Origin of the sequence: Streptomyces sp. NPDC101181 (assembly GCF_044767975.1) — a bacterium.
Classification (GTDB): Bacteria; Actinomycetota; Actinomycetes; order Streptomycetales; family Streptomycetaceae; genus Streptomyces.
The window spans coordinates 48254-70988 of sequence record NZ_JBIWOX010000020.1; the positions used below are offsets into that span (position 1 = coordinate 48254).

Consider the following 22735-nt stretch of genomic DNA (forward strand, 5'->3'; position numbering starts at 1 on the left):
TTACGGGACGTTGCCCGTGGCCGGAGGCCCGCCCGCGCTACCGGACGTACGACGGATCCTGGCCCGAGGCGTGGTCGTCCGGGGCGCGGTCGCCCGCGAGCAGCGCTTCGAGGGCGGTCACCGGATCGGGGGCCGGGGCGGCACGGGGCCACCAGTCGTCGGCGCCCGGCTCCGATTCGTAGCCGTACCAGCGGCCGTCCGGGCCGAAGCGGAGCTGGAGCGAGCCGTCCGGGTGGGTGAGGTGGTTGCGCCAGGGGGTGAACCGCGGGAAGTCGGCTGCGGCGAGCGCCGGGCGGGCCCGGTCGAAGGGGCCCGCCGGAGGGTCCCAGGGCTCCTCCAGGACCGCGAGCCCCTGCGCGCCGCTCTGCCGCCAGGCGGCGACGGCGCGGGCGAGGTCGGTGGTGGTGCGGCCGGTGGCGTACGCCAGCTCGCGGTAGAGGGCGCGGGTGGTGGCGGTGAGTCCGGCGGTCGGGCGGGCGGCGGCGAGCCGGACCGCGTCCTGCCAGACGGTGAGCCCGGCCAGCGGATCGCGGCCACCGGTCAGCAGGGCGTGGGCGCGGGCGGCCGCGTCGGTGGCGAGGTGGTCCAGGCCCAGCGGATCGCGAGCGCCGGGCAGCTCCGGATACGACGGCGGCTGGCCCGGGTGCGGGGGTACGGGGAGGGGCGCCGGGAGCGGAGGCAGGAAGCGGGCGACGAGCGCCTCGGCCGCGGGGACCGAGGGGGCCGCGGGCGCGGCGGGGCGCTCCCGGGCGGAGTGCTCGGCGTTGCGGCGGCCCAGTTCGTCGAGCAGGTCGCGCTCGCCCCGGCCCCGGATGAGCAGCAGGACGAACGGGTCGCCGTCCAGGAGCCGGGCGGTCTGGTAGCAGAGGGCGGCGACGTGCTTGCAGGGCAGTCCGTGGTCGGGGCAGGAGCAGCTGGGGTCGAGGTCGTCGGCGGCGGGCAGCAGCCGGACACCGGCCTCCTCGGCGGTGGCCGCCAGCGAGTGCGGCATCTCCTTCGCCAGCAGCGCGGAGAGGTCTCCGGGGCGGACGGCGACCGCGTCGAGCAGGGTCTCCCAGCCGGGGTCGGTGAAGGTGCGCAGGCGCAGTTCGGCGCGGTAGGGGCGGACCCGGCTGCCCTGGACGTAGGCGATGACGCGGCCCGGGGTGACGGTGATCGCCGCGACCTTCCCCTCGTCGGCGTACGCGCGGCCGCGGGCGAGCCGCGCCTCGTCCATGGACAGCGACTCCAGGGCGTCCACCCAGGCCCGGCCCCACCAGCTGTCCGCGAAGGGCTCCCCCGCGGCGGAGGTACGGGCGGGCACCGCCTCGAACGTGCGCCGCAGGTCGTCCGGGCCGGGCCGGGCGCGGGGGGCGGATCTGCGGGCGGCGGGACCGGTGGTGGGGCGGGGGCTCACGCGGGCCTCCGCAGCGAGACGAGGTCGGCGAGGTCGCGGTCGCTCAGCTCGGTCAGCGCGGTCTCACCGGTGCCGAGCACCGCGTCCGCCAGGGCCCGCTTGGACTCCAGCAGCTCGCCGATCCGGTCCTCCACGGTGCCCTCGGCGATGATGCGGTGGACCTGCACGGGCTGGGTCTGGCCGATCCGGTAGGCGCGGTCCGTGGCCTGTTCCTCCACGGCCGGGTTCCACCAGCGGTCGTAGTGGACGACGTGGGCGGCGCGGGTGAGGTTGAGCCCGGTGCCCGCGGCCTTGAGGGAGAGCAGGAAGACGGGGACCCCGGCGGACTGGAAGCGGTCCACCATCCGCTCCCGCTCGGCCACCGGCGTACCGCCGTGCAGGAGCTGGGAGGGGATCGCGCGGGAGGCGAGGTGCGCGGACAGGAGCTTCGCCATCGTCACGTACTGGGTGAAGATCAGGACCGAGCCGCCCTCGGACAGGATCGTGTCGAGCAGTTCGTCCAGCAGGGCGAGCTTGCCCGAGCGGCCGGTGAGCCGGGTGGGCTCCTCCTTCAGATACTGGGCGGGGTGGTTGCAGATCTGCTTGAGCGAGGACAGCAGCTTCATGACGAGGCCCCGGCGGGCGATGCCCTCGGCCCCTTCGATCTGCGCCATCGTCTCGCGGACGGCGGCCTCGTAGAGGGTGGCCTGTTCGCGGGTGAGGGAGACGGGGTGGTCGGTCTCCGTCTTGGGCGGCAGTTCGGGGGTGATGCCGGGATCGGACTTCCTGCGGCGCAGCAGGAAGGGGCGCACCAGCCGGGACAGCCGCTCCACCGCCTCCTCGTTGCCGAGGCCCGCGGCGGTGTCCGTGCTCTCCACGATCCGGGCGTGCCGGGCCCGGAACGCCTTGAGCGGGCCGAGCAGTCCGGGCGTGGTCCAGTCCAGGAGCGCCCAGAGCTCGGAGAGGTTGTTCTCGACGGGGGTGCCGGTGAGGGCGACCCGGGCCGGTGCGGGGATGGTGCGCAGCGCCTTGGCGGTGGAGGAGTGCGGATTCTTGACGTGCTGGGCCTCGTCGGCGACGACCAGGCCCCAGCTCCGCTCGGCGAGCTGGGCGGCGTTGGAGCGCATCGTGCCGTAGGTGGTGAGGACGAAGCCGCCGTCCGGGCCGGTCAGTGTCCGGCCCGTGCCGTGGAAGCGCCGCACGGGGACGCCGGGCGCGAAGCGGTTGATCTCGCGGTGCCAGTTGCCGAGGAGGGAGGCGGGGCAGACCACCAGGGTGGGTGAGGGGTGTGCGCGGTGCAGGTGCAGGGCGATCAGGGTGATCGTCTTGCCGAGGCCCATGTCGTCGGCGAGGCAGCCGCCGAGCCCGAGCGCGGTCATCCGGTCCAGCCAGGCCAGGCCCCGCAGTTGGTAGTCCCGCAGGGTGGCGTGCAGGCCGGGCGGCGGTGCGATCGCCGTGTCGTCGGCGAGGAGCCGGGTGCGGAGCGCGGCGAGGGCCCCGGCGGGGACGGCGTCCACCCGCTCCCCGTCCACCTCGGCGCTGCCGGTGAGGGCGACGGCCAGGGCGTCCACCGGGTCCAGCAGGCCCAGCTCCCGCTTGCGCGCCCTGCGGACGAGCGCGGGGTCGACGACCACCCACTGGTCGCGCAGCCGCACCACCGGGCGGTGGGCCTCGGCGAGGGTGTCCATCTCGGCCTCGGTCAGCCGGTCCTCCCCCAGCGACAGCTGCCAGTCGAAGGTGAACAACTGCTCGGCGTCGAAGAACGAGGTGCCGTCGGTGGCGGAGCCCGGCGCGGGCCGCACGACGGCGGACGCGGTGAGCGAACGGGCCAGCTCGCGGGGCCAGTGGACGTGGACCCCGGCTTCACCCAGCCGGGCCCCCGCGTCGCTCAGCAGCTCGTACAGCTCGTCCTCGGTGACCGCGAGCACGTCGGGCACCGGCTGCTCCAGCAACCGCGCCAGCGGGGCCCAGACCCGGGCGGCCCGGCGCAGCGCCAGCACCGCGTCGACCCGGGCGCGGGGTCCGAACGGCTCGCCCGCCCCGCCGTGCCACAGGGCGGCCGCGTCCACCACGTACGTCGGGTCGGCGAGGCTGTGGACCTGGACGATCGCGGCCGCGGCGTGGCGGACCGCCGGGTCGTCGGGGTGGGCCGTGTCCTGCGCGCCGTCGGCGGGCTCCCCGGCGGCTTCCCGGGCGGCCGTGACCGCGTAGGTGTCGGCGGTGTCGAACAGCTCGTACGCGGAGAGGTCAAGGCGCAGCGAGACCCGCACGCCCGCGTCCAGCCCGGAGGCGACCTCGACGGCCCAGGCGGCGGCGTGCGGCAGGTGCTGGGGCTCCTGGGCGGCGAAGGGCGCGCCCATCGCGGAGGCCGCGGCCGGGGTGCGCGGCAGGGTGTCGGCGACGGCGTCCAGGAACGCCCCGATCAGCGCCTCGGGGTCGGGGAGGCGGGGCGGCCCGGACGCCGGGAGGGGCACCGCGTAGCCCTCGGGCGGCATGGCGGCGGCGACGGCCCGCAGATGCGCGACGTCCTCGGCGTCCCTCGGCCCGGCCCGCCAGGCGTCGTGGCCGTCGGCGGTGAGGCCGGGCAGGAGGCGGCCGCGAGCGACGAGCTGGAGGGCGTGCAACGCGGCCGCGCCCCAGCAGCGGGCGGCGGGGTGGGCGGACGCCTGCTGCCGGGCCCGGACCAGCACGGGCAGGGCGTCGGCCACGGAGAGCAGCGCGGCGGGTGTGCGCGACGGGCGTACGCGTCCCGCGCCGGACGCCGGGTCCGGCCGGACGACGGTCAGCGCGGCGGGGGTGTACTCCACGGTGTCGCCGGAGCGGCCCGAGCCGTCGGCGTACGTGAAGGGGTCCGCACCCCGCGCCGTCGCCTCGGGATGCGGGCGGACCGGCCCGTCCGCCGCGGGGTCACCGGCGGACGCGGACGGCGAGGACGAGACGGTGTCCGGCTCCGTGCGCGCGCCCGGTGGAAGGCCGCCGTCCGCCGCGGGGTCCCAGAAAGCGATGAGGCCCTCTCTGGGGACCGGGCCGGGCAGAAAGACCGCGGCGCAGTGCAGCAGGCGCCCGATGTCCGCGCTCCCCACCCTGCTCTCGTCCTGACGGGGCCGTGCCGCCATGTCCGCCCACCCCCTTCCCACCCTGTCCACGGTCTCGCCCAGCACGGAATGTGCTGATACCGCGAGTCTAGGCGGGAGGTCCGACAACGCCCGCTCCGCCCACATTGCCGGGAGGGAGGCGGCGGGGTCTCCGGTCGCCCGACGCCTCTGACGGCGGCACGGCTCGCCCGGTCGGCCGCGCACCGGGTGCCGGGACGCGCCCGCACCGGCAGGGTGGCCAGCGCAGCACGTCTTCCGACGTACCGATGAACCGGACGAACAGACGAGGACCCGCCCATGTCCGTGACCGCGACCGTTACCCGCCGCCGACGCCGCCTCGGTATCGCCGCCGGAGTCTCGCTCCTCGCCCTGGCCGCCTCCGGCTGCTCGGGACTCGGCCGCACCGCGGTCGGCCCGGTGACGTACACGACCGAGCGCGAAGCGGTGGTGCAGGTGAACAGCCCGTCGGTACGCGGCTGCCACCGGATCGACCCGGCCGGAGCCCACGAGGTCGAGAACGGGACGCTGGTCGACATCATCCTGTACCCGACCCGCGACTGCACCGGCAAGGGATCGGCCTACGTGGCCACCAAGTTCAGCGACGTGACCCCGCCGGGCGGCGTGTGGCACAGCTACAGCTTCGTGCACTGACAGCCGCGGGGACGGCACGAGGCGAGGCAGCGGGCACGGGTTCCGTGTGGTGGCCGCCGCGCGGGGCCCGTCTCCTGTTCCGTTTCCGTCCACCGCCGCGCGGGTCCATGCTGGGAGTGAGGCGATGGACCGTGCGTACCGGCAGTGAACCCGTGACCGCCCGCAGTGCGCTGCGGATGCGGCTCGCGCTGAGCCTGTGGGGGACGCTCTGGGCCCTCTTCGGCCTGGTGGCGTTCGCTCTCTCCGGGCGGCCCGGGTGGGCCGTGGCCTGCGGGGTGGTGCTGGTCGTCGCCGTCCTGGACCTCGGGGTGATCGCGTGCCGGATGCGCCAGGGGCCGCACTACCAGCCGGGCCGGGACGTCCCACCGTACGAACCGGACCTCGGCGACGGCGGGCCGAAGCGGGCCGGACCGCCGAGCGAGCGACGGTCCGGCGACACGCCCTAGCGGGCGGCCGGCCCGGGTCCGGCGACCCTCCTAGAGGGTGCCCCGGCCGCCAGGGGTGTCGCGGTCGTCGGAGGCGTCCCGATCCTGATCCTGGTCGGGGGTCCGGTCGTCGGAGGCGCCCCGGTCGTCGAACTTCGCCGCCCGCAGATACTCCGGCTTCGGGTCGAGCGCCGCCGCGAGCCGGAAGTGGCGGGTCGCCTGGTCCGGGCGTCCGGCCCGCTCGAAGGTGCGGGCCAGAGCGAAGTGGGCGAACGCGTTGTCCGGCTCACGCTCCAGCACCAGCTCGAATTCCAGCTCGGCCGGGCGCAGTTGGGCGGCGGCGAAGAAGGCGCGGGCCCGCAGCAGCCGGGCGGCGGTGTTCTCCGGGTGGGCGGCGATCACCGAGTCGAGCAGCTTGACCGCGCCCCGGGGGTCCCGGGCGTCGAGCAGTTGCTCGGCCGCACGGAAGTCGATGACGTGGGTTTCCGGGTTCCTCTCGGGCACGATCGCATCCTTCCCTTCGCTCGCGCACTTGCAACGTCCGCCCCGGCTCTCCTGTTCCGGCCGGAGCGTCCGCTGCGCGGGCTCAGCCGGTGGCGGCGGCCCGGCGGAGCAGTTCGTCCCAGACCTCACGGACCTGCGGTTCCAGCGCCTCCAACGGCCCGTCGTTGTCCACGAGCAGATCGGCGATCGCCCGGCGCTGCTCGCGGGAGGCCTGGGCGGCCATTCTCGCGCGGGCGTCGGACTCGGCCATTCCGCGCAGCGTCACCAGACGGTGGAGCTGGGTCCCGGGGGACGCGTCGACAACGACGACCAGATCGTACAGCGGGGCCAGGCCGTTCTCGGTGAGCAGCGGCACGTCGTGCACGACGACGGCGTCCGGCGGAGCGGCCCGCTCCAGTTCGGCGGCGCGGGCGCCGACCAGCGGGTGGACGATCGCGTTGAGCGCGGCGCGCCGGCCGTCGTCGGCGAAGACGAGCGCGCCGAGCGCCGGGCGGTCCAGCGTGCCCTCGGGGGTCAGGACATCCGGACCGAACTCCTCGACGACGGCCGCGAGTCCGGGCGTACCGGGCTCGACGACCTCGCGGGCGATGCGGTCGGAGTCGATCAGCACCGCCCCGTACGAGACGAGGAGCCGGGACACTTCGCTCTTGCCGGCGCCGATCCCGCCGGTCAGGCCCACCTTCAGCATGGACGGCAGCCTACGGGTGCGGCGCGGACGGTCAGCCGTCGCCCTCCCGCTCGGCGAGGAAGCGCTCGAACTCGCGGCCGATCTCGTCGGCGGAGGGCAGGTCGGCGGGCTCGGCGACCAGGTTGCCCCGCGTCTCGGAGCCCGCGACGGCGTCGTACTGGTGCTCCAGGCCCTCGACCAGGGAGACCAGCTCCTCGTCGCCCTGGCCGATCTGCCGGTCGATCTCGGTCTGGGTCCGGTGTGCCTCGGTGCGCAGGGAGTGCGCGAGGGCGGGCAGGACCAGGCCGGTCGCCGCGGTGATGGCCTCCAGCGCGGTCAGCGCCGCGTCCGGGTAGGCGGAGCGGGCCACGTAGTGCGGGACGTGCGTGGCTACCCCGAGGACGTCGTGGCCGGACTCCATCAGCCGGTACTCGACGAGCGCCTCGGCCGAACCGGGCACCTGGGCCTCGTCGAAGGGGCTGCGGTGGCCCGGCATCAGGTCGGTGCGGTTGCCGTGCGGGGTGATGCCGACGGGGCGGGTGTGCGGGACGCCCATGGGGATGCCGTGGAAGTTGACCGCAAGGCGGACGCCGAGACGCTCGACGATCTCCTCGACGGCGGCCGCGAACCGCTCCCACTCCACGTCCGGCTCCGGGCCCGACAGCAGCAGGAAGGGGGCCCCGGTGGCGTCCTGCACCACTCGGACCTCCAGGGTGGGGGCCTCGAAGGACGTCCAGCGGTCGCGCCGGAAGGTGAGCAGGGGGCGCCGTGCGCGGTAGTCGACGAGCCGGTCGTGGTCGAAGCGGGCGACGACCTGGTGCGGCAGCGTCTCCAGCAGGCCGTCGACGATCTGCTCGCCGGTCTCCCCCGCGTCGATGTATCCGTCGAAGTGGTAGAGCATCACCAGACCGGCCGACTCCTGCGCCAGCGCCATGTCGACGACGGCCAGGCCCTTCGGCTCCCATTCGTACAAACTCTGCGGATCAGCCACGGTTACCGCTCCTCCTCGTGTTCAGAGAGGAGAACACGGCCGGTTCCCGCCGCATTCCCGCACCGGTACTTTCCGGCCCCGCCGACGACCGGCGGCCGCCGTCAACGTCAGCACCCGCGGCTCCCGTTGCGGCGCCACCATCCACGCGGGCGGCGCCGTCACCGGCGGCACGGGGCCGACCGGCACCGCCGTCGCCCGGTCCCCCGCCGGAGACGCGAGTGAGGCCCGCCCCCTAAGGGGACGGGCCTCACCTACCGCTCTACAGCTCTACCGCAGCCGATGGGCCACGCGGGGTCCGGAGCCTCAGCTCTGGCCGCCCGCGAGCTTCTCGCGCAGCGCGGCCAGGGCCTCATCCGACGCCAGGGCGCCGGAGTTGTCCGCCGACTCCGAGGAGTACGAACCGCCACCGGAGCCACCCGAGGCGGCGGGGGCGGCGCCGGCCGGGGCGGCAGCGCCCTCGGCAGCGGCGGCCTCGTCGGCCTCGCGGGACTTGATGACCTGGGCCTGGTGCTGCTCGAAGCGCTGCTGCGCCTCGGCGTACTGGGTCTCCCAGACCTCGCGCTGCGCCTCGAAGCCCTCGAGCCAGTCGTTGGTCTCGGGGTCGAAGCCCTCGGGGTAGATGTAGTTGCCCTGGTCGTCGTAGGACGCGGCCATGCCGTACAGGGTCGGGTCGAACTCGACCGAGGCCGGGTCGCCACCGAAGGACTCGTTGGCCTGCTTCAGCGAGAGGCTGATGCGGCGGCGCTCCAGGTCGATGTCGATGACCTTGACGAAGATCTCGTCGTTGACCTGGACGACCTGCTCCGGGATCTCCACGTGGCGCTCGGCCAGCTCGGAGATGTGGACCAGACCCTCGATGCCCTCGTCGACGCGGACGAACGCACCGAACGGAACGAGCTTGGTGACCTTGCCCGGGACGACCTGACCGATCTGGTGCGTGCGGGCGAACTGCTGCCACGGGTCTTCCTGCGTCGCCTTGAGCGACAGGGAGACACGCTCGCGGTCCATGTCGACGTCGAGGACCTCGACGGTGACTTCCTGACCGACCTCGACAACCTCGGAGGGGTGGTCGATGTGCTTCCAGGACAGCTCGGAGACGTGCACGAGACCGTCGACGCCGCCCAGGTCCACGAAGGCACCGAAGTTGACGATCGAGGAGACGACGCCGGAGCGGACCTGACCCTTCTGGAGGGTCGTGAGGAACGTCTGGCGCACCTCGGACTGCGTCTGCTCCAGCCAGGCGCGGCGGGACAGGACCACGTTGTTGCGGTTCTTGTCCAGCTCGATGATCTTCGCCTCGAGCTCCTTGCCCACGTAGGGCTGGAGGTCGCGCACGCGGCGCATCTCGACCAGCGACGCCGGGAGGAAGCCACGGAGGCCGATGTCGAGGATGAGACCACCCTTGACGACCTCGATGACGGTACCGGTGACGATGCCGTCCTCTTCCTTGATCTTCTCGATGGTGCCCCAGGCACGCTCGTACTGAGCGCGCTTCTTCGAGAGGATCAGGCGGCCTTCCTTGTCCTCCTTCTGGAGAACCAGGGCCTCGATCTCGTCGCCGACCTTGACGACCTCGTTGGGGTCGACGTCGTGCTTGATCGAGAGCTCGCGGCTCGGGATGACACCTTCGGTCTTGTAACCGATGTCGAGGAGAACCTCGTCCCGGTCAACCTTGACGATGACACCGTCAACGATGTCGCCGTCGTTGAAGTACTTGATCGTCTCGTCGATCGCCGCGAGGAACGCGTCCGCGTCGCCGATGTCGTTGACCGCAACCTGCGGAGTGGTGGCGGTGGTCTCGGTGCTGCTCGTCATGTGGGAAAGGGCTCCGGTACGGACAGAGAGTCGTAGGTACTGCTACGCCGAAAGCCCGTATCGCCTCTGCAGAAGCCGGACAGCCAGGAAAGCGCGCTATCCGATCACCGGAGAGGCGCCTCGACAACCGAGGGGACATGCAACAGACGCGAGCGCGGCCTGCTAGGTCTGAGGAGCGCAGGCTCGCGGCGCAACTTGTAGCATACGGGGGCAGCCGGACACGGTCAATGCGCGAAGGCGCACACCCGGGGCGCATCGCCCCATTCCCGGCACAACTCATGTTCTGCGAGGCCACATCGGCCTCGGAACACTACGGCACAGCACCACGGACGCGCTGCCGTACCCCCGGGGCACGTCCCTTGGTACGTACCGCGCGCGGCGGGTGAAGGCAAACTACAACGACGGGCACGATGAGCCAAGAGATCCACGGGACCTACTCCTCACCGGCCGGCCCGTCCGCCGAGCCGGAGGCCACCCGCCGGGCCGCGGACGAGGCGGAAAGCAGCCGGGCCAGCCGCGGCTGGTGGAACCGCAACGCCGACGAGTACCAGATGGACCACGGCGGTTTCCTGGGCGACGACCGCTTCGTCTGGGGCCCCGAGGGGCTCGACGAGGAGGAGGCCGCCCTGCTGGGGCCCGCGGCCGCGCTCGCGGGCCGCGACGTCCTGGAGATCGGGGCCGGGGCCGCCCAGTGCTCGCGCTGGCTGGCCGCCCAGGGCGCCCGCCCGGTGGCGCTCGACCTCTCCCACCGCCAGCTCCAGCACGCTCTGCGCATCGGCGGGGACGTCCCGCTCGTCGAGGCGGACGCCGGAGCGCTGCCGTTCAGGGACGGCTCCTTCGACCTCGCCTGTTCCGCGTACGGGGCGGTGCCGTTCGTCGCCGACCCCGTGCGGGTCTTCCGGGAGGTGCGCCGGGTGCTGCGGCCCGGCGGGCGGTGGGTGTTCTCCGTGACGCACCCGGTCCGCTGGGCGTTCCCGGACGAGCCGGGGCCCGAGGGGCTGTCCGTCGCCGCCTCCTACTTCGACCGGGTCCCCTACGTCGAGCAGGACGAGAACGGTGACGCGGTCTACGTGGAGCACCACCGCACGCTGGGCGACCGGGTGCGGGACGTGGTGGCGGGAGGGTTCCGGCTGGTCGACCTGGTGGAACCGGAGTGGCCCGCGTGGAACGACCAGGAGTGGGGCGGCTGGTCACCGCTGCGCGGCAACCTGATCCCGGGCACGGCGATCTTCGTGTGCGAGCGGGACTGACCTCGTCGACGGGCGGACCGGCCTGCCCCGGCCGCCCGGCGGGTACGACACTGGGAGCGTGATCCGCACCGATGCCCTGGAACGCCTGCCCGTCCGCACCGCCGTGCCCGCCCTGGAGCGTGCCCTCGACGACCGGGGCGTCGCCGTGCTGTGCGCCCCGCCGGGGACCGGCAAGACGACCCTCGTACCGCTGGTCCTGGCCGGGCTGGCCGGGCTGACCGGCAACGGGCCGGTGCGCCGGGTGGTGGTCGCCGAGCCGCGCCGGATCGCCGCGCGGGCGGCGGCGCGCCGGATGGCCTGGCTGCTGGGCGAGCGGCCGGGCGGGCGGGTCGGGTTCACGGTGCGCGGCGAACGCGTGGCGGGGCCGGGGACGGTGGTGGAGGTCGTGACCACCGGGGTGCTGCTCCAGCGGCTCCAGCGGGACCAGGAGCTGGCCGGGGTCGACGCGGTGATCATCGACGAGTGTCACGAACGGCATCTGGACGCGGACACGGCGGCGGCCTTCCTGCTGGACGTCCGCGGGACGATCCGGCCGGATCTGCGGCTGGTGGCGGCCTCCGCGACGACGGACGCGGAGGGGTGGGCGCGGCTGCTGGGCGATGCCCCGGTCGTCGAGGCGCAGGGGGTCGCGCATCCGGTGGAGGTGGTCTGGGCGCCGCCCGCGCGGCCGGTGCGCCCGCCGCACGGGATGCGGGTGGACCCCGCCCTGCTGGCGCACGTGGCGGCCACCGTGCGGCGGGCGCTCGGTGAACGGGAGGGGGACGTCCTGTGCTTCCTGCCCGGGGTCGGCGAGATCTCGCGGGTGGCGGGGCAGTTGGCCGGGGTCGACGCGGAGGTGCTCCAGGTGCACGGGCGCGCCCCGGCCGCCGTGCAGGACGCGGTGCTGGCCGGATCGACGGGGGCGCGGCGGGTGGTGCTGGCGACCTCGGTGGCGGAGTCGTCGCTGACGGTGCCGGGCGTGCGGGTCGTCGTGGACTCGGGCCTCGCCCGGGAGCCCCGTACGGACCACGCCCGCGGCCTGAGCGCCCTGGCGACCGTACGCGCCTCGCGGGCGGCCGGGCGGCAGCGGGCCGGGCGGGCGGGGCGGGAGGCGCCGGGGTGGGTGTACCGGTGCTGGGAGGAGGCCGAGGACGGGCGGCTCGCGCGCTTCCCGGCCCCGGAGATCATGGTGGCCGACCTCGCGGCGTTCGCGCTCCAGGCGGCGTGCTGGGGCGATCCGGACGCCTCCTCGCTCGCCCTGCTGGACGCGCCGCCCGCCGGGGCGATGGGCGCGGCCCGGGAGGTGCTGGCGGCGGTCGGCGCGGTGGGCGGCGGCGGCCGGGTGACCGGGCGCGGTGTCCGGATGTCCCGGCTCGGGCTGCACCCGCGGCTGGCGCGGGCGCTGCTGGACGGAGCGGCGGAGGCCGGGGCGCGGCGGGCCGCGGAGGTGGTGGCGCTGCTGAGCGAGGAGCCGCCGCGGGAGTACGGGGACGATCTGGCGGCGGCGCTGCGGACCGCCCGCCGGGGCCAGGACGCGTATGCGGCGCGCTGGAAGCAGGAGGTACGGCGGCTGTCGGCCCAGGTGGAGGGGGTGGGCACCGGTGCGGCGCGCTCCGACGACGCCGTCGCCGGTCTCGTCGCCGCCCTGGCCTTTCCGGAGCGGGTCGCGCGGGCCCGGGGCGAGGGGGCGTTCCTGATGGTGTCGGGTACGGGCGCGGAGCTGCGGGAGGGGTCGGGGCTGCGCGCCGCGCCGTGGCTGGCGGTCGCCGTCGCGGACCGGCCCGCGCACGCGCCCTCGGCGCGGGTGCGGCTGGCGGCGGTGGTCGACGAGGGGACCGCGCTGCTGGCGGCCGGGCATCTGCGGGTGCGCGGCGAGGAGGTCCGCTGGTCGGACGGTGATGTGGTGGCCCGCTCGGTGGACCGGGTGGGGGCGGTGGAGCTGGCGGTGCGGCCGCTGCGGGAGCCCGGTCCGGGGCTGGTGCGTGACGCCCTGCTGGACGGGCTCGGGCGGGACGGTCTCGGGCTGCTGCGGTGGACCGGGGACGGTGAGCGGTTGCGCTCGCGCCTCGCGTTCCTCCACCGGGTGCTGGGGGCGCCGTGGCCGGACGTGTCGGACGGGGCGCTGCTGGCCGCGCCGGAGGACTGGCTGGAGCCGGAGCTGTCGCGGGCCCGGCGGCGGGCGGACCTCGGGCGGATCGACGCGAGCCAGGCGTTGCGCCGGCTGCTGCCGTGGGCGACGGGTGAGGCCGCCCGGCTGGAGGAGCTGGCGCCGGAGCGGATCGAGGTGCCGAGCGGGTCGCGGGTCCGGGTGGAGTACGGCGGTGAGCAGCCCGTACTGGCGGTGAAGCTCCAGGAGTTGTTCGGGCTGGCCGAGACGCCCCGGGTGGCCGGGGTGCCGGTCCTGGTCCATCTGCTGTCCCCCGCCGGGCGGCCCGCCGCCGTCACCGCCGACCTGGCGTCGTTCTGGCGCGGCGGCTACCAGGCCGTACGGGCGGAGCTGCGCGGCCGGTACCCGAAGCACCCGTGGCCGCAGGACCCGGCGACCGCGGCGGCGACGCGGTACACCTCGGCGCGGCTCAGGCGGTCGTAGGGCCTGTCGTGACACTGCTTCCGTCGCCCAGGCGTCGCGCGGCAGACGGCAGTTCGACAACAGCCCCTAGGCGGCCGGTGAGGTCCGCGAGCGCGCTTCCAGCCACAGGGCGAGCGCGAGGAGTCCGACGCCGAGGCCCAGGAAGCCCCAGGGCAGGTAGGAGGTGAGGAGGAGGACCAGGACGCGCTGGGACTTCACCAGCTCGACGGTGTCGGCGATGTAGTCCTCGCGCATCTTCACATGGCCGTCGAACGCGGTGACCGTGTCCTTCGGCATGCCCATCTTCTTCGCGTCGCGCAGCTCCTCCGTGTGGATCTCCTCGCCGTTGACGGGGGCGCCGGTGACCGGCTCGACCCAGAACATGCGCCGGCTGGTGTACCAGCGGGTCAGGCCGGTCCGCGCGATCTGCTCGGCGGTGACGCCCGCGATGGGCATCTTCCTGGGGATCGGGACCCTGGTCCACGGGATGGTCTGCTCGAAGTAGTAGACCTCCAGGCCGCGGAAGGTGCGGGTGCCCCGGTAGTGGATGGGTGCGCTGGTGCGGGTCTGGGCGTCGAAGTAGGCGTAGTCCCGCTTCTCGGTGAGGAAGGGCCACTTGAACTCGATGCCCTCGCGCCGGACCGGGTCCCCGTCGACCATCTCGCCGGTGGCGTTGACGGGGGCCTGGGTGTGGGCGTCGAAGATGTAGCGCTCGGGGATCTGGGAGACCATCGCGCCGTCGGGGCCCTGGACGTGGGAGAGCGCGTCCCAGACGACGACGTCGCGTCCGGCGCTGCGTTCGATCTTCTCGGACTCCTCGACGTTGCCCTTGAGGGTCTGGACGATGGTGATCTTCTCGACCCTCTCGGCCCTGAGGGTGGAGTAGTCGAGGAGGACGGCGGGCTTCGCCTCCAGGACGACCTCCTGGTACTGGTTGGGCGGGACCTTGGCCAGCCGGGGGAACGCGTACCAGCGCAGCAGCGGCGCCAGGGCGGCGAAGAAGACGGCGAAGGCCAGGAGGACGAGTCCGGCTCGGCGGCGCATGGCGGTGACCTCTCCGTCCGCGGTGCTACCTCTTGGGGCCCGGGACCGTGGTGAGCAGGGGTTTCGGCGAGGTCTCACCCGACGGGGAGCCGACGGCGGAGAGGGCGGACACGAGCGCGAAGGCGGCGGCCAGTCCGATGGCGGCGGCGAGAAGGGCGCGCATGCTCGGCCTTTCGGGGCGGTGTGCCGACGATGACGGCCTGATCGACCCGAACTGATGGGTCGTCAGAGATGGGGCACCGTAGCAACCCGGGCGCGAGATGAGAACAGAGCCGACAGCCCCCGCGCCGGGTGGGCGCGGGGGCTGTCGGAGAGGTGCGTGCTCAGGCTTCGGGGGTCGCCGTCTCCTCCGGGGCCTTCACGGTCAGCTTCACCGTGACCGAGGCGCCGCCCTCGGTGGTGAGGCGCAGCGTATACGTGCCCGGGTTCTCGTCGGCGTGGATCGCCGGGAGCAGCAGCATCCCCTCGGCGTCGGTGGTGAGTTCCAGGGTGCGCAGCGGCTTGCCCTGCGCGTCCTTGAAGTACGGGCCCTTGTCGTTGTCGACGACACCCAGCGGGTCCTTGACCATCCTGGCGGTGACGGCAACGCCTCCGGCGGCCGCGTCCTTGTAGGTGGCCTTGAGGCTCACGGGGTCGGTGAACTTCTCGCCGGGCGCGGCGACAAGTTCCTTCTCGTCGGTCCGGACGATGGCGTCGGCCTGGCGGGCGGTGACGGTCGCCGCGTAGGTCAGGGTGCGCTGGCGGGGGCTGCCCGCGACGGCGGTCACGGTGAAGTCCCCGGGCTTCTCGCCCGCCTGGAGCGCGGGGGCGGTGGCGGTCCCGTCGGCCCCCGTCTTCACGGTCACCGTCTTCCTGCCGCCCGCGAAGAGCGTGCCGGTGTCCCCGGTGACGGTGAAGGTGACCGGGACCTTGGCGAGCGGGGCGCCGAGCGCGTTGCGGGCGCGGACGCCGATCCGCTCCTCGAACGGGGTGCCCGCGGTGGCGCGCAGCGGTCCGGTGCCCGCGTTCTCCAGCGAGCCGAAGGTCTCCGACGGGCTCGGGGTGGGGGTCGGTGTGGGGGTCGGTGTGGGCTTCGGGCTGGTGGAGCCTGTGCCGCCGGGCTTGGAGGGGCCCGGGGTCGGCTTCGTGGCGCCCGGCTTGGACGGGGAGGGCGCCGGGCCGGGGGTGCCGCTCGGGCGAGGGGTGGGGCGGGGGCCCGGGATGGAGCCGACGGGGGTGCTCGGGGCGGTGGGCAGCACGCCGGTGCCGTCGGGGACCTCGTGGGTGCCGCGCTGGTAGAAGGAGTACCAGGAGCGCACCGTCCGCAGGTACTCCGTCGAGCGGTTGTAGCTGAGCACGGCCCGGTCGAGGTCGGCGGCGAGCGCCAGATCGCGGTCGTTGGCGCAGAGGTAGCGTCCGGCTGCCAGGGCGGCGTCGTAGATGTTGTTGGGGTCCTTGCGGCCGTCGCCGTTGGCGTCCTGGCCCCAGGCGGCCCACGTCGACGGGATGAACTGCATCGGGCCGACCGCGCGGTCGTGGACCGCGTCGCCGTCGAAGGCCCCGCCGTCGGTGTCCTTGATCAGCGCGAACCCCTGGCCGTTGAGGGCCGGGCCGAGGATCGGGGACAGCGTGGTGCCCTCGGCGTCGACCCGCCCGCCGCGGGCCTGGCCGGACTCGACCTTCCCGATCGCCGCGAGGAGTTGCCAGGGCAGCCGGCAGGACGGGTCGGTGGTGGCGACGGTCTGCTCGGCCTGCCGGTAAGCGGCCAGGATCGACGCCGGAATGCCCGATTCCGAACCGCCGGCCACCGGGAGGTTGCTCGACGATCCGGGCTTGTCGGGCGTCACGAGGGGCGGAAGGTCCGTGAAGTAGGGCGAGTTGCCGGTCGCCGCGCCGTCCTCGGCGCCCCCGGTGTCCTCACCGGCCGCCGCCGGGTCCCCACCGCCCGTGGAGCCGTCGGCCAGCGGTGCCGCGGGGGCCTGCGAGGCCGCGAGCGCGGCCACGGCGGCCGCCGCCACCGCGGTGGTCGTGGCCCCCTTGCGCAGACGTCGGCGAATGTGCGCTCCCATACGTTCCGGTCCCTCCCCCTCGACGGCTGCCCGCGCTCCCCAGCGCCAGGCTCAGACGACCCTACGACACCGGCGGACGCCCAGGTACCGGGCGCTGACCGCTTCTTACGGTTTTCTCACGTTCCCCCGCGAACGTTGTCCGGCAGGTCACGGAAGGCTGCCCCGGGAGTCCCGCATACTGCCGCCATGCCGTTCACACTCAGCCACGCCGCCGCGGTGCTCCCGGCGATCCGCCGGGACGGGACGGCACGGTGGCCGCTGTACCCCTCGGCCCTGGTCGCCGGTTCGTTCGCGCCCGACGTCACCTACTTCGCGGACACCGTGGTCCCGGGGGCGATGGAGTTCGGCGCCTTCACCCATACCTTCCTGGGCGTCGTCACGGTGAACGTGCTGATCGCCGCCGTGCTGGTGGCGGTGTGGGCGGCGCTGCGCGAGCCGCTGGTGGCACTGCTTCCGGTACGGGCCCGGGGCCGCGTCCACACCTTCGTACGGGGGCGGCGCTGTGGCCGCGGGTCCTTCGGGCCGTCCGCCTGGCTGTGGTTCGGAGGGTCCGCCGCGCTCGGCGCGGCCACGCACGTGGTGGCGGACGCCTTCACCCATCACGGCCGCTGGGGGACGGAGGTGCTGCCCCTGCTGAACCGGAGCGTCGGCGGTGTCCCGCTCCACCAGGTCGCGCAGTACGGCAGTTCGGCCCTGGCGATGGTGGTGCTCGGCTGGTTCCTCGTCACGGGTCTGCGGCGCACGGTCGCCGCCCCGGTGCCCGAGGCGCTCCCGACGCTCTCCCTGGGCGAGAGGAGGGGCGCGTTCGCCCTGCTGGGCGGCTGTGTGCTGGTGGGCCTGATCCACCGGTGCGCCCGGTGGTACGCCCACTTCGGCGGGGTCGACAGTTTGCTCGACATCATCCCGACCGCCTGCTTCGGCGCGGGTGCCGGGCTGGGCGCGGGGCTCCTGCTGTACGGGGTGTGGATGCGGCTGCTGCGGAGGCGGCGCCCCCGGAGTGGCCCGGGGCCGGTGCCCGTGACCGGTCAACGCCCGACGGAGAACGCCGGGCGGAAGTGAGAGGCACGGAGAGGGGCCCGGACCACGGTGTGGTCCGGGCCCCTCCTCCTGACGGGCCGGCTCGGCGAGCAGGCCGGGCGATGCGCGTTGGGCCGTTCAGTGGGCCGCGGACTCCCAGTCCTTGCCGACGCCGACCGAGACGTCCAGCGGGGCGCGCAGTTCGACCGCGTTCGCCATTTCGTGGCGCAGGATCTCCTCGACCTGCTTCCGCTCGCCCCCGGCGATCTCCAGGACGATTTCGTCGTGGACCTGGAGCAGCATCCGCGAGGTCAGCTCCGCCTCGCGCAGCGCCTTGTCCACCCGCAGCATCGCCACCTTCACGATGTCCGCGGCGGTGCCCTGGATCGGGGCGTTGAGCGCCATCCGCTCGGCGGCCTCGCGGCGCTGGCGGTTGTCGCTGTTGAGGTCGGGGAGATAGCGGCGGCGGCCCAGGATGGTCTCCGTGTAGCCGGTGGCCCTGGCCTCCTCGACGACCCGGTGGAGATAGTCCCGTACGCCGCCGAACCGCTCGAAGTAGGTGTCCATCAGCACCCGGGCCTCGGCGGGGTCGATGTTCAGCTGCTGGGAGAGGCCGAACGCGGAGAGTCCGTAGGCCAGGCCGTAGGACATGGCCTTGATCTTGCGGCGCATCTCGGCGTCGACGGCGTCCTTGCCGACGGAGAAGACCTGGGAGGCGACCGTGGTGTGCAGGTCCTCGCCGGAGGTGAACGCCTCGATGAGCCCGGCGTCCTCGGAGAGGTGCGCCATCACCCGCAGCTCGATCTGGCTGTAGTCCGCCGTCATCAGCGTCTCGAAGCCCTCGCCGACGACGAAGCCGCGGCGGATCGCCCGGCCCTCGTCCGTACGGACGGGGATGTTCTGCAAATTGGGGTCGGTGGAGGAGAGACGGCCGGTCGCGGCGACCGTCTGGTTGAACGTGGTGTGGATGCGGCCGTCGGCGGCGATCGTCTTGATCAGGCCTTCGACCGTCACCCTCAGCTTGGCCTGCTCGCGGTGGCGCAGCATCAGCACCGGCAGCTCGTGCTCGGTCTGCGCGGCCAGCCAGGCCAGCGCGTCCGCGTCCGTGGTGTATCCGGTCTTGGTCTTCTTCGTCTTCGGCAGGCCCAGCTCGCCGAAGAGGATCTCCTGGAGCTGCTTGGGCGACCCGAGGTTGAACTCGCGGCCGACCGCGGCGTGCGCCTCCTTGACCGCCTGCTGCACGGTCCCGGCGAACTGCTGCTCCATGGACTCCAGATGGGCCCGGTCCGCGGCGATGCCGTGCCGCTCCAGCCGGGCCAGGAGGATGGAGGTCGGCAGCTCCATGTCGTGCAGCAGCTCCGCCGCGCCCACCTCCTTCAGCCGGGTGGTGAACGCCTCGCCCAGGTCGAGCACGGCGCGGGCCTGCGCCATCAGGGCGTCTTGCTCGGCCCGGTCGTCCGCGCCGAAGGCCAGCTGCCCGTCCGACGCGGCGGCGGGGGCCAGCTCCCGGCCCAGATACTCCACGGCCAGCGCGTCCAGGGCGAAGGAGCGGCGCCCCGGCTTCACCAGATACGCGGCGAGCGCGGTGTCCATGGTGACGCCTTCGAGGTGCCAGCCCATCTCCGGGAAGACCCGCATCACGTTCTTGGCGTTGTGCAGGACCTTGGGGCGGGCCGGGTCCGCCACCCAGGCGGCGAACGCCCGCTCGTCGGCCTCCTCCAGCTGGGCCGGGTCCAGCCAGGCGGCGCTCCCGTCGGCCGCGGCGAGCGCGACCTCGGTGACCGTGCCCGCGCCCAGCGACCAGGTGTCGACCGTCATCAGCCCGAGGGGCCGCTCGCCGTGGGCCTCCAGCCAGGGGGCGACCTCGCCGGAGCCGAGGACGGCCCCGTCCAGCTCGATCCCGGCGGCGGGGGCGGGCGGCTCGGCCTCGGCGGCGCCCGGGTCGACGGCGAGGAGACGCTCGCGCAGGCTCGGGTTGCGAATCTCCAGTATGTCCAGGATGCCGGTGACCGCCGAACGGTCGTAGGGGGCCCGCTCCAGGTCGGCCGGGGCCTTCGCCAGCTCCACGTCCCGGACCATCTCGGTCAGGACCCGGTTCATCTTCACCGCGTCCAGGTGGTCGCGGAGATTCTGCCCGGCCTTGCCCTTGACCTCCTCCGCCCGCTCCATCAGCTCGTCGAACGAACCGAACTGGTTGATCCACTTCGCGGCCGTCTTCTCGCCGACGCCGGGGATGCTCGGAAGGTTGTCCGACGGGTCGCCGCGCAGGGCCGCGAAGTCCGGGTACTGCCGGGGGGTGAGCCCGTACTTCTCGACGATCTTCTCCGGGGTGAACCGGGTCAGCTCCGAGACCCCCTTGGTGGGGTAGAGCACCGTCACGTTCTCCGTGATCAGCTGGAAGGAGTCCCGGTCGCCCGTCACGATCAGCACCTCGAACCCGGCCGCCTCGGCCTGGGTCGCCAGCGTCGCGATGACGTCGTCCGCCTCGAATCCGTCGACCGCGAACCGGTCCGCGCGCATCGCGTCCAGCAGCTCGCCGATCAGCTCGACCTGCCCCCTGAACTCGTCGGGGGTGGTCGAGCGGTTCGCCTTGTACTCGGGGAACTCCTTGGACCGCCAGGTCTTGCGGGACACGTCGAACGCGACCGCGAAGTGCGTGGGGGACTCGTCACGCAGGGTGTTCGCCAGCATCGACATGAAGCCGTACACGGCGTTCGTCGGCTGCCCCACCGCCGTCGTGAAATTCTCCGCGGGCAGGGCGAAGAACGCCCGGTACGCCAGGGAGTGCCCGTCCATGAGGAGCAGGCGCGGTCGGTTGTCTGCCGTCTTCTTCGATGCCGTCTCAGCCACGCCCCCGATCCTGCCACGGCCCGCTGACAATCCGGACCGGCGCGGCCTTGCCCACCCGTGACAGGATCGATGGTGAGGACACACGACCGCGCGGAAGCGTTCGAAGGGGAGCAGCATCATGGCCAGCAAACCGCCCACCGGTGACCCGGTCCAGGACGCCCCGCAGGTGGAGGCCGCACCGCACGCCGCCGCCGGGCTCCCCGCCGTCGCCCACTCCCTGCGCATGTCCCAGCAGCAGATGGGTGTGCGCCGCACCGCGCGGACCCTCCTCAAGGTCAACCAGAAGGACGGCTTCGACTGTCCCGGCTGCGCCTGGCCCGAGGGCGAGAAGCGGCACATCGCCGAGTTCTGCGAGAACGGGGCGAAGGCCGTCGCCGAGGAGGCGACCCTGCGCCGCGTCACCCCCGAGTTCTTCGCCGCGCACCCGGTCGCCGACCTCGCCGAACGCAGCGGCTACTGGCTGGGCCAGCAGGGCAGGATCACCCAGCCGGTCCTCCTCCCCGAGGGCGGCGACCGCTACGAGCCGGTGACCTGGGAGCGCGCGTTCGCGATCATCGCCGAGGAGCTGACCGCCCTCGACTCCCCCGACGAGTCCGTCTTCTACACCTCGGGGCGCACCAGCAACGAGGCGGCGTTCCTGCTTCAGCTCTTCGCCCGCGAGTTCGGCACCAACAACCTTCCCGACTGCTCCAACATGTGCCACGAGTCGTCCGGCTCCGCGCTCGGCGAGACCATCGGCGTCGGCAAGGGCAGCGTCTCCCTGGAGGACGTCCACCAGGCCGACCTGATCATCGTCGCCGGGCAGAACCCCGGGACGAACCACCCCCGGATGCTCTCCGCCCTGGAGAAGGCCAAGAAGGCCGGAGCGAAGATCATCTCGGTGAACCCGCTGCCCGAAGCCGGCCTGGAGCGGTTCAAGAACCCCCAGACCCCGCAGGGCATGGTCCGGGGCACCCCCCTCAACGACCTCTTCCTCCAGATCCGCATCGGCGGCGACCAGGCCCTCTTCCGCCTCCTCAACAAGCTGATCCTGGCCTCCGAGGGCGCCGTCGACACCGCGTTCGTGGCCGAACACACCCACGGCTACGAGGAGTTCGCCCAGGCCGCCGAGGCCGCTGACTGGGACGAGACCCTCACCGCCACCGGGCTCACCCGTGCCGAGATCGAGCAGGCGCTCGCCCTCGTCCTCGCCTCCGAGCGCACCATCGTCTGCTGGGCCATGGGCCTCACCCAGCACAAGCACTCCGTGGCGACCATCCGCGAGGTCGTCAACTTCCTCCTGCTGCGCGGCAACATCGGCCGCCCCGGCGCCGGGGTCTGCCCGGTGCGCGGCCACTCCAACGTCCAGGGCGACCGCACCATGGGCATCTTCGAACGCCCCGCACCGGCGTTCCTGGACGCCCTGGACGAGGAGTTCGGCATCACCTCGCCCCGCCACCACGGCTACGACGTGGTGCGCGCCATCCGGGCCCTGCGGGACGGCGAGGCGAAGGTGTTCCTCGCGATGGGCGGCAACTTCGTCGCCGCCACCCCCGACACCGCCGTCACCGAGGCCGCGATGCGCCGCGCCCGCCTCACCGTGCACGTCTCGACCAAGCTGAACCGCTCCCACGCGGTCACCGGGACCCGGGCCCTGATCCTGCCGACGCTCGGCCGCACCGACAAGGACGTCCAGGCGGGCGGCAAACAGGTCGTCACCGTCGAGGACTCCATGGGCATGGTCCACGCCTCGCGCGGCAACCTCACCCCCGCGAGCCCCCATCTGCTCTCCGAACCGGCCATCGTCGCCCGCCTGGCCCGCGCGGTCCTCGGCGCCTCCTCACACACCGACTGGGAGGGTTTCGAACGGGACTACGCCACCATCCGCGACCGGATCTCCCGCGTGGTCCCCGGCTTCCAGGACTTCAACGCCCGCATCGCCCGCCCCGGCGGCTTCGCCCTGCCGCACGCGCCCCGCGACGAACGCCGCTTCCCGACCGCCACCGGACGCGCCAACTTCACCGCCGCCCCCGTCGAGTTCCCCGAACTCCCCGACGGCAGGCTCCTGTTGCAGACCCTGCGCTCGCACGACCAGTACAACACCACCATCTACGGCCTGGACGACCGCTACCGGGGCATCAAGGGCGGCCGCCGCGTCGTCCTGGTCCACCCCGAGGACGCGGCGGCCTTGGACCTCGCCGACGGCGCGTACACCGACCTCGTCAGCGAGTGGAAGGACGGCGTCGAGCGCCGGGCGGAGGGCTTCCGCGTCGTCCACTACCCCACCGCCCGCGGCTGCGCCGCCGCCTACTACCCGGAGACCAACGTCCTGGTGCCGCTGGACTCCACGGCGGACACCAGCAACACCCCGGCCAGCAAGTCGGTGGTCGTGCGCTTCGAGAACACCCGGGGCGACTGAAAACCGCCACCCCCTAAGCGTTCGCTCAGCCGTCTGATAAGAACAGTGCGGACAGCG

General features: G+C 73.6%; 16 protein-coding genes. 6 read left to right on the forward strand and 10 right to left on the reverse strand.

What is annotated here, in order from left to right:
• Window positions 1–37 precede the first annotated feature (37 nt).
• Entirely contained in the window at window positions 38–1396 is a 1359-nt protein-coding gene (locus ACIRRU_RS25355; RefSeq protein ID WP_403684167.1) for an SWIM zinc finger family protein, read from the reverse strand.
• The gene (locus ACIRRU_RS25360; RefSeq protein WP_403684168.1) at window positions 1393–4491 is read right to left on the reverse strand and encodes an SNF2-related protein; all 3099 of its coding nucleotides are present in this window, start codon (window positions 4489–4491) and stop codon (window positions 1393–1395) included. Before ACIRRU_RS25360 ends, ACIRRU_RS25355 begins: the two co-directional genes overlap by 4 nt.
• Before the next feature lie 276 nt (window positions 4492–4767).
• On the opposite strand from ACIRRU_RS25360, the gene ACIRRU_RS25365 reads away from it, so the two are divergent.
• Window positions 4768–5121, forward strand: a complete 354-nt coding sequence (locus ACIRRU_RS25365) for a hypothetical protein (RefSeq protein ID WP_403684169.1) — start codon at window positions 4768–4770, stop codon at window positions 5119–5121.
• 107 nt (window positions 5122–5228) lie between these two features.
• Window positions 5229–5567 (forward strand): DUF6343 family protein, encoded by a 339-nt coding sequence (locus ACIRRU_RS25370; RefSeq protein ID WP_403684171.1) that lies wholly within the window; start codon window positions 5229–5231, stop codon window positions 5565–5567.
• Between the two features lie 30 nt (window positions 5568–5597).
• On the opposite strand, the gene ACIRRU_RS25375 is transcribed toward ACIRRU_RS25370, so the two are convergent.
• From ACIRRU_RS25375 to rpsA, 4 genes are all read right to left on the reverse strand, one after another.
• Window positions 5598–6050 (reverse strand): tetratricopeptide repeat protein, encoded by a 453-nt coding sequence (locus ACIRRU_RS25375; RefSeq protein WP_403684173.1) that lies wholly within the window; start codon window positions 6048–6050, stop codon window positions 5598–5600.
• 82 nt (window positions 6051–6132) lie between these two features.
• Window positions 6133–6738, reverse strand: coding sequence for a dephospho-CoA kinase (gene coaE, locus ACIRRU_RS25380; RefSeq protein WP_403684175.1), 606 nt, complete (start codon window positions 6736–6738; stop codon window positions 6133–6135).
• A 31-nt stretch (window positions 6739–6769) separates the two neighbouring features.
• Window positions 6770–7708 carry a PAC2 family protein gene (locus ACIRRU_RS25385; protein WP_363203200.1) on the reverse strand — a complete coding sequence of 313 codons (939 nt, stop codon included), beginning with the start codon at window positions 7706–7708 and terminating at the stop codon, window positions 6770–6772.
• A gap of 303 nt (window positions 7709–8011) precedes the next feature.
• Window positions 8012–9523 carry a 30S ribosomal protein S1 gene (gene rpsA, locus ACIRRU_RS25390; protein WP_018512105.1) on the reverse strand — a complete coding sequence of 504 codons (1512 nt, stop codon included), beginning with the start codon at window positions 9521–9523 and terminating at the stop codon, window positions 8012–8014.
• Window positions 9524–9933: 410 nt separating this feature from the next.
• Here rpsA and ACIRRU_RS25395 point away from each other — a divergent pair, with 410 nt between their 5' ends.
• Both ACIRRU_RS25395 and hrpB read left to right on the forward strand, forming a co-directional pair.
• The gene (locus ACIRRU_RS25395) at window positions 9934–10773 is read left to right on the forward strand and encodes a class I SAM-dependent methyltransferase (protein ID WP_403684177.1); all 840 of its coding nucleotides are present in this window, start codon (window positions 9934–9936) and stop codon (window positions 10771–10773) included.
• Between the two features lie 58 nt (window positions 10774–10831).
• Complete coding sequence (hrpB, locus tag ACIRRU_RS25400) at window positions 10832–13342, forward strand: ATP-dependent helicase HrpB (RefSeq protein ID WP_403684179.1); 2511 nt, start codon at window positions 10832–10834, stop codon at window positions 13340–13342.
• Between the two features lie 66 nt (window positions 13343–13408).
• Here the strand turns inward: hrpB and ACIRRU_RS25405 are convergent, their stop codons facing one another.
• The 3 genes from ACIRRU_RS25405 to ACIRRU_RS25415 form a co-directional block, all read right to left on the reverse strand.
• On the reverse strand, window positions 13409–14365 hold the full coding sequence (locus ACIRRU_RS25405) for a DUF3068 domain-containing protein (protein WP_403684181.1): 957 nt from the start codon (window positions 14363–14365) through the stop codon (window positions 13409–13411).
• Window positions 14366–14390: 25 nt separating this feature from the next.
• Window positions 14391–14528 carry an SPW_0924 family protein gene (locus ACIRRU_RS25410; RefSeq protein ID WP_403684183.1) on the reverse strand — a complete coding sequence of 46 codons (138 nt, stop codon included), beginning with the start codon at window positions 14526–14528 and terminating at the stop codon, window positions 14391–14393.
• A 160-nt stretch (window positions 14529–14688) separates the two neighbouring features.
• The gene (locus ACIRRU_RS25415; protein WP_403684184.1) at window positions 14689–16413 is read right to left on the reverse strand and encodes a lytic murein transglycosylase; all 1725 of its coding nucleotides are present in this window, start codon (window positions 16411–16413) and stop codon (window positions 14689–14691) included.
• Between the two features lie 186 nt (window positions 16414–16599).
• Here ACIRRU_RS25415 and ACIRRU_RS25420 point away from each other — a divergent pair, with 186 nt between their 5' ends.
• Window positions 16600–17472, forward strand: a complete 873-nt coding sequence (locus ACIRRU_RS25420; protein WP_403684186.1) for a DUF4184 family protein — start codon at window positions 16600–16602, stop codon at window positions 17470–17472.
• 96 nt (window positions 17473–17568) lie between these two features.
• Here ACIRRU_RS25420 and polA read toward each other — a convergent pair whose 3' ends face one another.
• Window positions 17569–20280: a DNA polymerase I gene (gene polA, locus ACIRRU_RS25425; protein ID WP_363203195.1), complete on the reverse strand. Its 2712-nt coding sequence runs from the start codon at window positions 20278–20280 to the stop codon at window positions 17569–17571.
• 118 nt (window positions 20281–20398) lie between these two features.
• Here polA and ACIRRU_RS25430 point away from each other — a divergent pair, with 118 nt between their 5' ends.
• Window positions 20399–22678: an FdhF/YdeP family oxidoreductase gene (locus tag ACIRRU_RS25430; protein ID WP_403684188.1), complete on the forward strand. Its 2280-nt coding sequence runs from the start codon at window positions 20399–20401 to the stop codon at window positions 22676–22678.
• Window positions 22679–22735 lie beyond the last annotated feature (57 nt).

Coding starts and splice junctions, on each gene's coding strand:
- ACIRRU_RS25360 (WP_403684168.1), bottom strand. CDS start 4,491: ATGGCGGCACGGCCCCGTCAGGACGAGAGCAGGGTGGGGAGCGCGGAC.
- ACIRRU_RS25365 (WP_403684169.1), top strand. CDS start 4,768: ATGTCCGTGACCGCGACCGTTACCCGCCGCCGACGCCGCCTCGGTATC.
- ACIRRU_RS25370 (WP_403684171.1), top strand. CDS start 5,229: ATGCTGGGAGTGAGGCGATGGACCGTGCGTACCGGCAGTGAACCCGTG.
- coaE (WP_403684175.1), bottom strand. CDS start 6,738: ATGCTGAAGGTGGGCCTGACCGGCGGGATCGGCGCCGGCAAGAGCGAA.
- rpsA (WP_018512105.1), bottom strand. CDS start 9,523: ATGACGAGCAGCACCGAGACCACCGCCACCACTCCGCAGGTTGCGGTC.
- ACIRRU_RS25395 (WP_403684177.1), top strand. CDS start 9,934: ATGAGCCAAGAGATCCACGGGACCTACTCCTCACCGGCCGGCCCGTCC.
- ACIRRU_RS25405 (WP_403684181.1), bottom strand. CDS start 14,365: ATGCGCCGCCGAGCCGGACTCGTCCTCCTGGCCTTCGCCGTCTTCTTC.
- ACIRRU_RS25410 (WP_403684183.1), bottom strand. CDS start 14,528: ATGCGCGCCCTTCTCGCCGCCGCCATCGGACTGGCCGCCGCCTTCGCG.
- ACIRRU_RS25415 (WP_403684184.1), bottom strand. CDS start 16,413: ATGGGAGCGCACATTCGCCGACGTCTGCGCAAGGGGGCCACGACCACC.
- ACIRRU_RS25420 (WP_403684186.1), top strand. CDS start 16,600: ATGCCGTTCACACTCAGCCACGCCGCCGCGGTGCTCCCGGCGATCCGC.
- ACIRRU_RS25430 (WP_403684188.1), top strand. CDS start 20,399: ATGGCCAGCAAACCGCCCACCGGTGACCCGGTCCAGGACGCCCCGCAG.